Origin of the sequence: Melghirimyces profundicolus (assembly GCF_003054245.1) — a bacterium.
In the GTDB taxonomy this organism is placed as follows: domain Bacteria; phylum Bacillota; class Bacilli; order Thermoactinomycetales; family DSM-45169; genus Melghirimyces; species Melghirimyces profundicolus.
The window spans coordinates 23,778-38,549 of the sequence record NZ_QBKR01000001.1; the positions used below are offsets into that span (position 1 = coordinate 23,778).

13 protein-coding genes and 1 other annotated feature are annotated in these 14,772 nt (G+C 58.6%); of the genes, 11 read left to right on the forward strand and 2 right to left on the reverse strand.

Annotated features, from left to right (window positions below):
- Positions 1-17: 17 nt before the first annotated feature.
- From C8P63_RS00105 to C8P63_RS00150, 10 genes are all read left to right on the forward strand, one after another.
- The gene (locus C8P63_RS00105; protein ID WP_245920604.1) at positions 18-1,766 is read left to right on the forward strand and encodes a serine hydrolase domain-containing protein; all 1,749 of its coding nucleotides are present in this window, start codon (positions 18-20) and stop codon (positions 1,764-1,766) included.
- A gap of 504 nt (positions 1,767-2,270) precedes the next feature.
- Positions 2,271-2,795, forward strand: coding sequence for a YqeG family HAD IIIA-type phosphatase (locus C8P63_RS00110; RefSeq protein WP_108021300.1), 525 nt, complete (start codon positions 2,271-2,273; stop codon positions 2,793-2,795).
- On the forward strand, positions 2,795-3,895 hold the full coding sequence (gene yqeH, locus C8P63_RS00115) for a ribosome biogenesis GTPase YqeH (RefSeq protein WP_108021559.1): 1,101 nt from the start codon (positions 2,795-2,797) through the stop codon (positions 3,893-3,895). Before C8P63_RS00110 ends, yqeH begins: the two co-directional genes overlap by 1 nt.
- A gap of 53 nt (positions 3,896-3,948) precedes the next feature.
- Entirely contained in the window at positions 3,949-4,785 is an 837-nt protein-coding gene (locus tag C8P63_RS00120) for a shikimate dehydrogenase (protein WP_108021560.1), read from the forward strand.
- Positions 4,782-5,387 carry a nicotinate-nucleotide adenylyltransferase gene (gene nadD, locus C8P63_RS00125; RefSeq protein ID WP_108021301.1) on the forward strand — a complete coding sequence of 202 codons (606 nt, stop codon included), beginning with the start codon at positions 4,782-4,784 and terminating at the stop codon, positions 5,385-5,387. Before C8P63_RS00120 ends, nadD begins: the two co-directional genes overlap by 4 nt.
- Positions 5,365-5,955 (forward strand): bis(5'-nucleosyl)-tetraphosphatase (symmetrical) YqeK, encoded by a 591-nt coding sequence (yqeK, locus tag C8P63_RS00130; protein ID WP_108021302.1) that lies wholly within the window; start codon positions 5,365-5,367, stop codon positions 5,953-5,955. Before nadD ends, yqeK begins: the two co-directional genes overlap by 23 nt.
- Entirely contained in the window at positions 5,946-6,293 is a 348-nt protein-coding gene (gene rsfS, locus C8P63_RS00135) for a ribosome silencing factor (protein WP_108021303.1), read from the forward strand. The genes yqeK and rsfS overlap by 10 nt, the downstream gene beginning before the upstream one ends.
- A gap of 120 nt (positions 6,294-6,413) precedes the next feature.
- Positions 6,414-6,647 (forward strand) — a binding site (T-box leader).
- A gap of 55 nt (positions 6,648-6,702) precedes the next feature.
- Positions 6,703-9,168 carry a leucine--tRNA ligase gene (gene leuS / locus C8P63_RS00140; protein ID WP_108021304.1) on the forward strand — a complete coding sequence of 822 codons (2,466 nt, stop codon included), beginning with the start codon at positions 6,703-6,705 and terminating at the stop codon, positions 9,166-9,168.
- Between the two features lie 268 nt (positions 9,169-9,436).
- Positions 9,437-10,810 (forward strand): aspartate aminotransferase family protein, encoded by a 1,374-nt coding sequence (locus tag C8P63_RS00145; protein WP_108021305.1) that lies wholly within the window; start codon positions 9,437-9,439, stop codon positions 10,808-10,810.
- 6 nt (positions 10,811-10,816) lie between these two features.
- Positions 10,817-11,677, forward strand: a complete 861-nt coding sequence (locus C8P63_RS00150) for a MurR/RpiR family transcriptional regulator (RefSeq protein WP_108021306.1) — start codon at positions 10,817-10,819, stop codon at positions 11,675-11,677.
- 104 nt (positions 11,678-11,781) lie between these two features.
- Here the strand turns inward: C8P63_RS00150 and comER are convergent, their stop codons facing one another.
- The gene (gene comER / locus C8P63_RS00155; protein ID WP_108021307.1) at positions 11,782-12,615 is read right to left on the reverse strand and encodes a late competence protein ComER; all 834 of its coding nucleotides are present in this window, start codon (positions 12,613-12,615) and stop codon (positions 11,782-11,784) included.
- A gap of 127 nt (positions 12,616-12,742) precedes the next feature.
- Between comER and C8P63_RS18695 the strand changes: the two genes are divergently transcribed.
- Positions 12,743-13,366 carry a helix-hairpin-helix domain-containing protein gene (locus C8P63_RS18695; protein ID WP_170109406.1) on the forward strand — a complete coding sequence of 208 codons (624 nt, stop codon included), beginning with the start codon at positions 12,743-12,745 and terminating at the stop codon, positions 13,364-13,366.
- Positions 13,367-13,503: 137 nt separating this feature from the next.
- Here the strand turns inward: C8P63_RS18695 and C8P63_RS00170 are convergent, their stop codons facing one another.
- Positions 13,504-14,694: an ornithine--oxo-acid transaminase gene (locus C8P63_RS00170; RefSeq protein WP_108021309.1), complete on the reverse strand. Its 1,191-nt coding sequence runs from the start codon at positions 14,692-14,694 to the stop codon at positions 13,504-13,506.
- Between the last annotated feature and the right edge of the window lie 78 nt (positions 14,695-14,772).

Genomic DNA, 14,772 nt, shown 5'->3' on the forward strand with positions numbered 1-14,772 from the left:
GGACAGGAGGGGTCCGAATGGCCAGATGTTTTGCCGGGCAAAAAGCCGTTGCCGTCGCCCTGACATGGACGCTGTTGACGCCGGCGACGGCCCTGGGGAGCGAAGCGCCGCCGGAGCCGACGATCGAACCGAAAGCCGCGGTCAAGAAAGAGGTGAACCCGATGGAGAAGGGTCAGCCGGCCTACGGGGATCCATTTCCCTGGGACGAACCCGCCCCGATCAGCCCCCGGTTGCATCCGGGACACCCTGCCTCCGCCGGGATGAAGGAGAAACCCTTGAAGGCGATCGATCCGTTCATGGAGCAATCGGTTGAGAGCGGGGTGATGCCGGGATCCGTGGTTCTGGTGGCCCGCCGGGGAACAATCGTGAAACAGGAAGCTTACGGGCATGCGGCCCGGTACAAAGATGATCGGGGGAACCCCTTGGAACACCCGGTACCGATGAAGGAGGACACCATTTTCGATCTGGCTTCGATCAGCAAGGTGTTCACGACGGTGGCCGCCATGAAATTGTACGAGCAGGGCAAGTTCAAACTGGACGACCCGGTTGCCAAGTACATCCCGGAATTCGCGGTGAACGGGAAGGAAAAGGTCACCATCCGACAGCTGATGACCCACACCTCCGGGTTTGAGCCGTGGATTCCGCTGTATACCATGGGGGAAAACCGGGAAGAGCGGTTGCAGATCGTATTTTCCCACCCGCTGGCCAACGAACCCGGCACCACCTACACATACAGCGACCTGAATCTGATCACCTTGGGAGCGTTGGTGGAACGGATCTCCGGTCAGCGGCTGGATCGCTTCGTCCGGGAACAGCTGACGAAGCCTCTGGGGATGAAGGACACCCTGTACAACCCTCCTGCCTCGCTCAAGCACCGGATCGCCGCGACGGAGTACCAACCTTGGACCGACAGAGGAATGGTGTGGGGCAGCGTCCACGATGAGAATGCCTGGTCCCTGGACGGAGTGGCGGGTCACGCCGGCGTGTTTTCCACGGCGAAGGATTTGGCTGTCTTCGCCCATATGCTGCTCAACGACGGGAAGTACGGCGATGTCCGGATCCTGAAACCGGAGACGGTGGCACTGATGGAAGAAAACCGGAACGCCGCGTTCCCCGGGGAAGATCACGGCTTGGGATGGGAACTGAACCAGGGCTGGTACATGGACGCCCTTGCCGATATCCACACCATGGGACACACCGGTTACACCGGAACGTCCTTGGTGGTGAGCCGGGATAACGGAGTGATCGCGATCACGCTCACCAACCGCGTGCACCCCACCCGGAACACCGTTTCCACCAATCCGGTCCGTCGCCAGGCAGCCCGGCTGACGGCGGATGCGATCCCCGTGAGCATCCCCGGGAACGGGACCGCATGGTTCTCCGGCTACGGAGACCATCTGGATCGGTCACTTGCCAGCGGGAAGCTGACGGACCCCGCCGGAAAACGGACCCTCACTTTCGAGACCTGGTACCGGGTCGAAGCGGAACCCGACTCCGGACCTCCGGATTTCGGCGTGGTGGAAGTCTCCTCCGACGGGGAAAACTGGTCGGCGATCGGAGACCCCCTGAAGGGGAACAGTAAAGGCTGGAAAGCGATGAAACTCACCGTCCCCGCCGACACCCGATACCTCCGGTTCCGCTATCACACCGACGGCTACGCCAACGGCCGGGGCTGGTACGTAAAAGATCCCGCTCTCAAAGATGCCTTCGGCCGCACCCTGGACGTACATTGGTCCGGGGACGGATGGGAAAAGAGAAACTGGTGAGTGGAACAGACGACAAACCCCGCCCGGGCGGGGTTTTAACTTTAACATGGTTCTGACTCCGGTTAGACCCTTTCCCCGAAGGTGTGAAGCCGTGTCAATCGGCCGCTTCCCGTTGACGGAGGACTCGGGGGGCGGATGGGCGCAGAGGGACGGATAAAATCTGATCGACGCCTGCTGCGGAGTCGGCACCATCGGCTCCCACCTGGCGAAAGACGCCGCAGGATCCTCGGTGTCGAGTCTCCCCAGGTCGTCGAAGACGCCCGGCTGTGCGAAGGAAGGCATCCGGCCCGACGACATCGTCGTCGACCCGTCCTGCTCAGCTGAAGATCTCAATCTGACGGCTGTCCCGAAGGGTCCGGAGGGTTAGGGTTGAGCAGGGACCGTGCCGTAATACCATCCCCGGCCGTTGGATCAAACAGTCCGGGTAACACCGCCGTTGCTTTGCCCGGGCTTCGGGGGTGTGGTATAGTTAGTGCCGATGAATCATGTTGACGAGGTGGAGCCGTGTTAAAACGGATAGTGCCGGACGAATTCGTCCAGTCGGTTTATGAAATCGATTTTAACGCCCTTCAGCGGCGGGGGGTCAAGGCGGCCATCGTCGATCTGGACAACACCCTGGTGGAATCGAACCGGCCGGAGGCCACCCCGGAACTGATCCGTTGGCTGGATCGGCTGCAGGGGATGGGGTTCAAGGTGATGATCGTCTCCAACAACAACCGCACCCGGGTGTCCCGTTTCGCGACACCGCTCAGGGTTCCGTACATTCACCGGGCGCGCAAGCCCCTGTCCGCCGCTTTCAAAAAAGCGATGCGCCGGTTGGAAGTGGGTCCGGGTGAGACGGTGATGGTCGGAGACCAGCTGTTCACCGATGTGCTGGGAGGAAACGCTCTCGGCCTGCATACGATTCTGGTGGTGCCGGTCTCGGAAGCGGAAGGATTTTTTACCAAGTTGAACCGGCTGTTGGAACGGGTGGTCTTTCGTTGGATGAAACAGCGGGGGTTACTGGGTTGGGAGGAGCAGCAAAAGTGATGGAACGGGAAGTTTGGTGTGAGGGTTGCGGCGTCGAGCTGCAGACGGAGGATCCCAAGCGGCCGGGATATGTACCCCCGGCTGCTCTGGAAAGGGAGAACGCGATCTGCCGGCGCTGTTTCCGGATCCGCCATTACAACGAGGTGGCGAAAGTGGAGCACGACCCGGACGAATACCTCTCCATGCTCCGGGAGATCGGAGATCGGGAAGCCTTGGTCGTCCAGGTGGTGGATCTTTTTGACTTCGCCGGGAGTTGGATCCCCGGCATCCAGCGGCATATCGGGGGAAACCCGATCCTGATCCTGGGGAACAAGCTGGATTTGTTTCCCAAATCGGCCAAAGTGGGGCGGTTGAAAGAGTGGGTGTACCGCACAGCGAAAGAGCTGGGCGTCAAGCCCGCCGACGTGGTGCTGACCAGTGCCGTCAAGGGGCACCGCATGGACGAAGTGGCGGAAGCGATTGAGAGATGTCGCCGGGGACGGGATGTGTATGTGGTCGGTACAGCCAATGCGGGCAAGTCCACCCTGATCAACCGCCTGTTGAAAGAGTTTGGCGGAGGAGAAGAAATGATCACCACCTCCCCCTACCCGGGGACGACCCTGGACACCATCCACATTCCCTTGGAGGACGGCCGGGAGATCATCGATATGCCGGGAATCGTCCGGAAGGACCGGATCAGTGAGTGGGTGGAGCCCGATGAACTGGCCGATGTTACGCCGAAAGACGAAATCAAGCCGAAGGTCTACCAATTGAACGATGGGCAGACCCTCTTTTTCGGCGGGCTGGTCCGGATGGACCATGTGGAGGGTGAACGGCAACCCTTTGTCTGTTATATGGCCAATTCCCTTTACATTCACCGAACCAAGCTGGAAAAGGCGGAGGAAATCTGGCAAAAACACCGGGGTGAGCTTCTGTCTCCGCCGAAGGACCCTTCTTCCCTTCCACCGCTTACGCGTCACTCCTTTCATTTGAAAGGGAAGCAAAAAGAGGACCTGGTCATCTCCGGGCTGGGCTGGATTGCAGCGGGAAAGGAACGGAGCCGTGTGGATCTGTGGGTGCCGGAAGGAATCACAGTGGAAATCCGTCCTTCGATTCTTTAATGTCCGATTAAGAGGAAAAGGGAGGGAGAGGCTTGCAGATCGATGCCAACACGATGAAAACGGGCCTCCTCGGTCATCCCGTCGGCCATTCCAAGTCACCGGAGATGTTGAACGCGGCCTACCGCAGGGAAGGACTTCCTTTCGTCTATCTGGCCTTCGACGTCGCCCCCGGCGATCTGGAAAGTGCCGTCACCGGGTTGCGTGTTCTGGGATTTAAGGGTTGGAATGTCACCATCCCCCACAAAGTGGCCATCATGGATCATCTGGACGACATCGAGGAAAGCGCACGTGCCATCGGAGCGGTCAACACCGTCATCTCCGAGGGGGGACGGCTGATCGGAACCAACACCGACGGGGCGGGTTATCTTCGGTCCCTTGTGTCGGAAACAGGGATGGACCCCGTGGGACAGCGAGTGGTCCTGCTCGGGGCCGGAGGAGCCGCCCGGGCGGTGGGGTATGCCCTGGCCCGGGCGGGGGTGGAGAGAATCACCGTCGCTAACCGGACGGAGTCTCGTGCGGAAGCCCTCGCCTCCCATCTCGGCCGATGGACGAAAACGTCCGGGATCGGACTGTCACGGGTGGAGGATGCGATCCGTGAAGCCTCCCTGCTGATCCAGACCACTTCCGTCGGCATGCATCCGGACTCCTCGGCCTGCCCGGTTGATCCCGGTTGCCTCCACGGGGAGTTGCTCGTGAGTGACCTGGTGTACCATCCCAGAGAGACCCGTCTTCTGAAAGAGGCCCATCGCCGGGGGGCCCGCGTTCACGGGGGGATGGGAATGCTCGTCCACCAGGGGGCCCTCGCCTTCCAGCGGTGGACCGGACAGACTCCCCCCGTGGCGACCATGTGGGACGCCCTCGAAGAATCCCTGAAGGAGACGGAATCTTGAAGAAACGAATCGGTATTTACGGGGGTACCTTTGATCCGGTTCACATCGGCCATCTGATCGTGGCGGAGCAGGCCCGGGCCGAAGCGGGATTGGATGAAATCTGGTTTGTCCCCGCTGCCAGCCCTCCCCATAAAAGCGGAACCGTCGCTTCTGCCGAAGACCGTTTCACCATGGTGGAGCTCGCCGTGGCGGATCATCCGGCTTTTCGGGTTTCCCGGGTGGAGATGGACCGCGGAGGGCCGTCCTATACCATCGATACGGTGAAGCATTTCGCCGACCGTCATCCGGGTGCCCAATTTCATCTGATCGTGGGCGCCGATATGGTGCTGGATCTTCCCCATTGGTATAAAATAAAAGAAATCACGTCCGCCGTGGATATCATAGGGTGGGTCCGGCCGGGCTACACGATGGATACCGATCGGCTTCCCGAACATATTAAAAACAGGCTGACCCTGATTACGGAAGGGGTTCGGATCGACCTTTCCTCCACATGGATCAGGGAACGGGCAACCAACGGGGAATCGGTGCGGTATCTCGTCCCCGAGCCGGTCCGCCGATACATGGAGGAGCATCAGCTGTATGAACCGAAAGGACTTGGCTGAAGCAGTCAGACAGGAATTGCCGAAAACCCGTTGGGAACACACCCTGCGGGTGGTGGATACGGCACTGGAACTGGCGGACCGCTTCGGCGCGGATCGCGAAAAAGTCGATCTGGCGGCGTTGTTGCACGACTTTTGCAAGTTCTGGCCCGAAAAGCGGATGGAAAAGGTCATCCGGGACCGGGATTTGCCCCGGGATCTGTTGGAACACAACGTGGAACTCTGGCATGCTTTTGTGGGGGCGGAAGCGGTTCGTGACCGGTTTGGGATCGAAGACGGGGAAATTCTGGACGCGATCCGTTATCATACCTCGGGTCGGCCGCATATGTCTTTATTAGACAAAATCATTTTACTCGCGGATTACATCGAACCGGGAAGAAAGTTTCCGGGGGTGGAGGAAGTCCGCCAACTGGCCCGGGAGGATTTGGACAAGGCGGTATTGAAATCCTTGGACAACACTTTGGTGTTTCTGATTCATAGAGGTCAAAAAGTGTATCCCCTGACACTGGCTGCACGGAACGACATGGTGGATCGGGTCCGCCAACCAAGATCGAAGGAGGAATCTCTTTGAACCTGGTGGAAATCGCAAGGCTGGCGGCCACAGCCGCCGAGGAAAAGAAAGCCCAACGTGTCAACATCCTCGATATCCGGGGGCTGTCCATCATCGCCGATTATTTTGTCGTCTGTCACGGCAATTCCCAGACCCAGGTACAGGCGATTGTGGATGCGGTCCGGAAACGGATGGAGAAAGCGGGCGTTCAACCCCGGTCGGTCGAAGGAATGTCGGATGCACGGTGGGTGTTGATGGATCTCGGCGATGTGGTTGTTCACGTGTTCCACAAGGATGAGCGGGATTTCTACGACTTGGAACGTTTGTGGGGAGATGCGGCTCAGGTGGAAGCGCAGTAAAAAAAGGGCAAACGGATGAAACAAAAAATCGACAAGAAACGTTGACACATGCCCAAGCGGTTGCATATAATGTAAACTAAATTATTTCAAGAGCAACATGCAGTGTGGAAACACCGACATGATCAGGCTATGATGGGGAGCAGTAATCCGTGACAGTCCTGCCCAGAGAGTCGGCGGAGGGTGAGAAGCCGATCAGGACCGGCGGGTGAACTCGCCCCATCGCCTCGGAGGGGAACCCTTTCAGTACCCTTCGACGGTTGATCCCCGTTAACGGATGATGGAAGAGGGCATCGCAGGCCGGTGCCAATCAGGGTGGTACCGCGGGAGATTGTGAACCAACCTCTCGTCCCTAGCAACAGGCTGGGGGCGGGAGGTTTTATTATTTTTCGCAGGGTTGGAGGAGTTGCCGATGGAAAAATACGTGCCTTCCGATCTCGAGCCCAAGTGGCAAAAAATCTGGAACGACCGGAATGCATACCGGACACCGGAAAACGAAAAAGAGAAACCCAAGTTTTACGCTTTGGAAATGTTCCCGTACCCTTCGGGGGAAGGGCTTCACATGGGTCACGTCCGCAACTATTCCATGGGGGATCTCGTTGCCCGCTTCAAACGGATGAACGGGTATAAAGTGATCCATCCGATGGGGGCCGACGCCTTCGGCCTTCCGGCGGAGAACGCCGCCATTCAGCGGGGGGTCAATCCGCGGAAGTGGACCCTTTCCAACATGGAGAAAATTCGGGAAGAACAGGCCCGTCTCGGGCTGTCCTATGACTGGGACCGGTACGTGGGAACCTGCACCCCCGAGTATTACCGGTTCACCCAGTGGTTGTTCCTGCTCTTTTACGAACGGGGGCTTGCCTACCGGGAAAAAGGAGCCGTCAACTGGTGCCCGGATTGTCAGACCGTGCTGGCCAACGAACAGGTGGAAGACGGTCGCTGCTGGCGTTGTGATTCCACCGTGGAAAAGAAGGACCTGGAACAGTGGTTCCTCCGCATCACCGAGTATGCGGACCGCCTGGTGGAGGACCTGGATCGTCTTCCGAAGTGGCCCGAACAGGTGAAGACGATGCAGCGGAACTGGATCGGCCGGAGCGAAGGGGCGGAGGTCCGATTCACCATCCCCGAACTGGACGATGAAGAGGTGGCTGTCTTTACCACCCGGCCCGACACCCTCTTCGGAGTGAGTTACCTGGTGTTGGCCCCCGAGCATCCCCTGGTGGAAAAATTGATCCAGGGCAAGCCCAACGAGGCAGCCATCCGCTCCTTCATCCGGGAGACGAAAAACCAGTCCGAGCGTTCCCGGACCGGTGCCGATGTGGAAAAGACAGGGTTCGACACCGGAGCGAAAGCCAAACACCCTTTGACCGGCGGGGAAGTGCCGATCTGGGTTGCCAACTACGTGCTGATGGATTACGGCACCGGGGCCGTGATGGGCGTTCCGGCCCATGACGAACGGGACTTCCAGTTTGCGGATCAATATGGCTTGCCGATCCGGACGGTGATCCGGCCCAGGGATGGGGAAGCGACCGAGGGAGAGCTCCGGGAAGCCTACACCGGTGAGGGTGTCCTGATCAACTCCGGACCCTTTGATGGGATGGACAGCCGGGAAGCGATCGGGGCCATCGCCGACCGGTTGGCTGAGGAGGGGAAAGGAAAGAAAACCGTCTCCTACCGACTCCGGGACTGGCTGATCTCCCGGCAACGGTACTGGGGTTGCCCGATTCCGATCGTGTATTGTGATTCATGCGGCACCGTGCCCGTCCCCAAAGAGGAATTGCCGGTGAAGTTGCCGGAGGATGTGGTCTTTGACGGAAAGCGGAACCCGCTCACCACCTCAGAGAGCTTTGTGAAGACCCGCTGTCCTTCCTGCGGAGGTCCGGCACGCCGGGAGACCGACACGATGGACACCTTCATCGATTCTTCCTGGTACTTCCTGCGCTATACGGACCCGCACAACACCGAGAAACCCTTCGACGCGGTCAAAGCCAATGAGTGGATGCCGGTGGACCACTATATCGGGGGGATCGAACACGCCGTGCTCCACCTCTTGTATTCCCGTTTTTTCACCAAAGTGCTCCATGACGCCGGTATGGTGGATGCGGTGGAACCCTTCGAGCATTACTTTCCGCTGGGCATGGTCTTAAAAGACGGTGCCAAGATGTCCAAGTCGAAAGGCAACGTGGTTTCCCCGATGGAGATCATCGACCGGTACGGGGCGGATACCGCCCGCCTGTTCATTCTCTTCGCGGCTCCGCCGGACGGAGAGCTCGACTGGAGCGATTCCGGGGTGGAAGGGAGTTTCCGTTTCTTAAACCGTGTCTGGCGCCTCGTTCACCGGCACAAAGATCTCTTCCGCGACCGCCCCCCGGCACGGCCCGAGAAGGGAGCGGCCAAGGACCTGTATCGGCTCCTGCATCAAACGATCAAAAAGGTGACCGCCGATGTGGGGGATCGCCTCCAGTTCAACACCGCTGTCAGCGCCATCATGGAGCTGGTGAACGGGATCCATTCCTATCCAAAAGAAGCCGACCGGGGAACCCTGGCCGAGGCCATTGAGAAAACCGTGATTCTTCTCGCTCCCTTTGTCCCCCATATCACGGAAGAGCTCTGGCACCGGCTGGGACGGGAGGGCAGCATTCACGAACAACCCTGGCCCCGGCACGATGAGAAGGCGCTGGTCCAAAGCGAAGTGGAAATCGCCGTCCAGATCAACGGCAAGGTCCGTCACAAATCGGTGGTCCCGGCCCGTGCCGACAAAGAGGAAGTGGAAGAACGGGTGATGGCCGAGGACAAGGTGAAGAACCTCCTCGAAGGCAAAACCGTCCGCAAAGTCATCGTGGTGCCCGGAAAACTGGTCAACATCGTGGCCAAATAATCCACAGAGGATTCACCACCTGAAAGGATATTCAGGTGGTCTTTTTTTATGTCTGCCCGGAAAAGGCATGAGTGAAGGATATCCTTCATATTTTAAAAAACCGGAGGGAAAAAGAGGTGGTTCGGCACGAAGGGGACTTATGCAAACTTTCCCCTTGATAATAGGGGTTTAGGAGTTGAACAAATGGATTTAACAAGTGTATAATGAAATATATATTTCTTTTACAGGAATATATGAATGAAATATTTCTTTCAGGAGGATGAGACAGATGGCAACACCGGCCAAGCCGGTTCATCCGTTGCTGGATCGTACGCGGCGTTCCGCGGAATTGTATGAGGAAGCAGCCCGATACATGCCGGGTGGGGTCACGGCCAATATCAAGCACTTCGATCCGTATCCCCTGTTCATGGAGTCGGCTTCGGGGGCGCGTCTGTACGACGTGGACAGCAACGACTACATCGACTATAACCTTTGTTACGGTGCGTTGATGCTGGGGCACGGGCACCCGCAGGTCCTGGAAGCCGTCCGGGAACAACTGTCCCGGATGGGGACGCCTGTTTTCGGTACCCCCCATGAGATGGAAGTGGAGATGGCAAAAAAACTGGCAGCCTTGGTCCCCGGGGTGGAGACCGTCCGTTTCACCAACTCCGGGATGGAAGCCACCCTCTTTGCCCTCCGGTTGGCCCGGGCATGGACTGGAAAACGGAAAGTGGCCAAATTTGAAGGCCATTACCACGGGGGTTATGATCAGGTATTGGTCAGTGTCAGCACCCGGGAACGGAAGCGGGGAGCGCCGCCGGAAGCCCGCGCGGATTCCATGGGAGTGCCGGAGGAAATCCGGGAGCAGACGGTGGTCCTCCCTTTCAACGACTGGGAAACGACGGAATCGGTGCTGGACCGTCAAGCGGAGGAACTGGGAGCGGTCATTCTGGAACCGGTTCAGGCAGGGTTTATCCCCCCGGATCCCGAATTCCTGAGTAAGTTGCGGGAATACACCCATCGGCACGGCATTCCGCTGATCTTCGACGAAGTGAAAACCGGTTTCCGGATGGGGCTTTCCGGTGCCCAGGGAAGGTTCGGGGTCATTCCCGATCTGACGGCTCTCGGCAAAGTGTTGGGCGGTGGTTTTCCGATCGGTGCCGTCGGCGGCAGGAGGGAGATCATGGAGCTGGCCTCGCCGGTCCGCTCCGGTGATATCCTGGGGGGGGATAAGGGAGCGCAAGGCAGTGAGGTCCTCTTCCACAGCGGCACCTACAACGGCCATCCCACGGTTCTTTCCGCCGGACTGGCCACCATCCGGGTGTTGGAGAAGGCGGGCGCTTTTGAGGCGGTTGAAAAAGCGACGACGAAACTCAGGCAGGGGATGGAGGAGATCCTTCTCCGAAGGGGGTTTATCGCTCAGTCGGTGGGTACGGGAACGATTTTCAACCTCGTCTTCGGAGATCATCCGGTAAGAGAGGCGCAGGATGTCCTTCGTTCGGATCTGACCATGCGCCGCCGCCTGGATCACCTGCTTTTGGAACAGGGGATCTACATCAAACCGTTGAACCGCTTCTCTCTTTCGACGGCTCACGTGGATGCTGAAGTGAACGAGACACTGACCCGATTCGAAGCGGGGGTGAAACAACTGAGGAGAGGATGATGGCCGGTGAAGGAAGATGTGTACCGGAGGATCCGGGAGCGGTCCGGCGAGTTGAGCCGGGCCCAGAAGAAGGTGGCCGCTTATATTGAAAAGCACCCGGATGTGGCCCCGTTCCTTACAGCCGCCCGGATGGCGGAGAAGTCCGGGGTGGCGGAAGCCACCGTGGTCCGTTTTGCCGTGGCGCTGGGTTATTCGGGGTATACGGAGATGCAGCGGAGCCTGCAGGACGGGATACGGGAGCGCATCACCACGGTGGAAAGGCTGGATCTCGCCGATAATCTGTACCCGGAAGAGTCCAGAGTGGCTTTTGAAGTGCTGAGCGACGATATCAACAACCTGCACCAGACCATGAGCCGTCTTCACGGTGAAACCTTTGCGGAAGCGGTGAGGCGGATTTCCACGGCGGGAAAGATCCGGGTGATTGCCTTCCGGAGTTCCCACGCTTTGGGATATTTCCTTACTTTTTATCTTCAACTGATCCTGCAGAACACGGAGTTGATCGACAACTCCGACACGATGTTCGAACGGCTGTCGGTGTTGGGAAAAGAGGATCTCGTGATCGGCATCGGGTTCCCCCGGTACACGCACCGGACCGTTCAGGCTCTTCAGTTTGCCCGTTCCCGGGGGGTGCCTTCCATCTGCCTCACGGATACGGGCAGCTCTCCTTTGGCCCGGGAAACGGATGTTTGCCTCTTGGCTTCCAGCCGTCTCCCCTCCTACGTGGATTCCTTCACTGCTCCCCTGAGTCTGCTGAACGGTCTGTTGACGGCGGTCGGCCGGGACGTGAAAGAACACGCCTCCCGGCGCTTGTCTGAAATGGAGGGGTTGTGGGAGAGGGAAGGGATTTATTATCCGGAAGAAAATTGATCCTCCAAAACAAAAAATCGGGAGAACCCATCCGGTTCTCCCGATTTTTTTCGGTTGTGGTATACTAAATTTATCCATCAAGGAATGAAATAATGAAACCCGGGTTACTTTTTCATTTTCGGAAACAGAGAATTCTGCACTTTTTCGATGTCGTCTTCATATTTGGCGTGCGTCAGGCGGATCAGTTCGTTAAAAACGGGCCCCACATCCTTCTGAAGGAGGTTGAGCCCCTCCCGGGTGATCCCGCCGGGCACCGCCACCCGTTCCTGCAGGGTCTCCAGCGTGAATCCGCCTTCCGTCAGCAGGCGTCCCAAGCCCTCGGCCATACGGGTGACCAAAGACAGTGCCGTTTCCCGGGGAAGGCCGGTTTCTTCCACCGCGGCGTCGGCCAGCTTCTCCATCAGATGGGCCATGAATGCCGGGGCACAACAGGCCAGATCCGAAGCGACACGGGTGTGGACTTCCTCGACCATCAGGGGCTGGCTGATAGCACCGAACAGGTCCCGGAGGTGATCCCGGTTTTCCCGGGTGAGCCGGGATCCGGGGATAAACAGTGAATTCCCGGCACAGGCTGCGTTGGCGATACTGGGAATGATTTTGGCGATCCGGGCGGAAAGCCATGCCTCCAAATCCGCGACCATCACCGGACTGGTGATGGAAACGGCGATTTGATCCTCCCGGACCGCATCCCGGATTTCATCGAGCACATTCCGGAATTCTCCGGGCTTGATGCAGAGAAAAAAGACGTCCGAGTTTCGGACCGTTTCCCGGTTGTCGGAGGCCAACCGGAGACCGGGGTAAGACTTTGCCAAGGCTTCCGCTTTGGATTTCGTTCGGTTGCTGATGATCAATTCGGACGGCTTCAGCTTGCCGGACCGGATGAAGGCTTCGATCAGAGTTCGGCCCATGTTGCCGGTGCCGATAAAACCGTATATCATGGATTTTCCTCCCCGAAACGAGAGTCTATGGAACCGTGCCCGCCGAGCGGGATCTTCTTTTTATCCATACGCCCGGGGATGTAATTATATGAGGAGACGAAAACCAAATCGAAAGGGGGTGAGTCAAGTGTGGGAAGATGGATGGACCCTGCGGGAAAAGATTCTGGTCGGGGTGGCGGGAGTGATGACCCTGGGGCTTCTGGGGACGCTGGCCTTCCTGTGGACGGGGGAGGAAGAGCCGGAGGACGAGCCCGGGCTGGCCGCTTACGAACCCCGGGCCGAAGCCGCCCCCGAAAAAGATCAGAAGAAAGAACCCCCCGCCGAGATCGTGGTCGATGTGAAGGGCGAAGTAAAGAAGCCCGGGGTCTACCGCTTCGCTCCCGGAGCCCGGGCGGAAGAGGCGGTCCGGAAGGCGGGCGGGCCCGGAAAAAAGGCGGACATGGACCGGGTCAATCTGGCGCAACCCCTCTCCGACGGGATGGCCCTCTACATCCCGGCCGAAGGGGAGGAGGCGCCGGCCGCCGGGGTGTCGCCGGAGAACGGGGGACCGGCGGGGGTGAAGATCAACGTGAACACGGCATCAGGGGAAGAACTGCAGGAGTTGAACGGCGTCGGTCCGTCCAAGGCGGAGGCCATCATCCGTTACCGGGAGGAAAACGGCCCCTTCACCTCCGTCGACCAGCTGACCGAGGTGCCGGGCATCGGGGAGAAGACCCTGGAACAATGGGGGGATCAAGTAACGGTGAATTGAGTCGGCTGCAACTTGTCTTTATCTCCTTTCCTAACCTTGTACGGTATGTACCGTACCATCACCATCATGGTATCTTACATCCTCTCCTTGACCGCAAAAAAAAAGAACCCGATGGCGGGTCCCTTTTTGTTGATCCTTTATTTCAACACGGAACGGATTTTGTCCAGTGCCCAGTCCAGTTCTTCCCGGGTGATGATCAGCGGCGGGGCGAACCGGATCGTGTTTTCATGGGTTTCCTTGCAGAGGAGTCCCGCGTCGGACAGAGCTTCGCAATAAGAGCGTGCCGGTTCAAAAAGCTCCATGCCGATGAAGAGGCCTTTCCCGCGGACTTCTTTGATCACCGGGTTTTGAATTTTTTTCAGTTCATCCATGAAGTATGTTCCCAACTCCCGGGAACGTTCCACCAGGTTTTCTTCTTGGAGGACGTCCAGCGCGGCAACGGAAACCGCACAGGCCAGCGGGTTGCCCCCGAAAGTGGAACCGTGGGAGCCCGGATCGAAAACGCCCAGAATTTCTTCGTCCGCGGCCACGGCGGAAATGGGCATCACGCCGCCGCCCAAGGCTTTCCCCATGATGTACATATCGGGCTTGACGCCTTCCCAGTCGCAGGCGAAGGTCTGGCCGGTCCGGCCGAACCCGGTCTGAATTTCGTCGGCGATGAAGAGGACTTGGTGTTCCTTGCAGATGGCGGCGGCTTCTTTGAGGTAGCCTTCCGGCGGGACGATCACTCCCGCTTCCCCCTGAATCGGTTCCGCCAGAAACGCGGCGGTGTTGGGGGTAATCGCTTTCCTGAGGGCTTCGGCGTCGCCGTAAGGGACGATTTTGATCCCCGGAAGCATCGGTCCGAATCCCCGTTTGTATGCGTCCTCGGAGGAAAGGGAGACAGCCGTCATGGTCCGGCCGTGGAAGTTGTTTTCACAGGCGATGATTTCAGCCCGGTCTTCCGGAACGTTTTTCACGTCATAGGCCCAGCGCCGAACGGCTTTGACGGCGGTTTCCACCGCTTCGGCCCCGGTATTCATGGGAAGGACCCTCTCTTTGCCCGTGATGTTCGCCACTTTTTCATAAAAGAAACCGAGTTGGTCGTTGTGGAAGGCGCGGGAGGTCAGGGTCACCTTGTCGGCCTGCTCTTTCAGCGCCCGGATCAGTTTCGGGTGACGGTGCCCGTGATTCAGCGCGGAATAGGCACTCAACATATCCATGTAACGTTTGCCGTCGGCATCTTCCACCCAAACCCCCTCGGCTTTGGAAATCACAATGGGGAGCGGGTGATAGTTCCGGGCTCCGTATTTGTCGGTGATCTCGATCAATTCTTTGTTTCGCGACATACGCTTCCTCCTTTTCCAGCGCTTTTCATGCCTCGGCGCGGCGGTTTCACCTCCATTAGTTTATCACCCAGGTCTCTC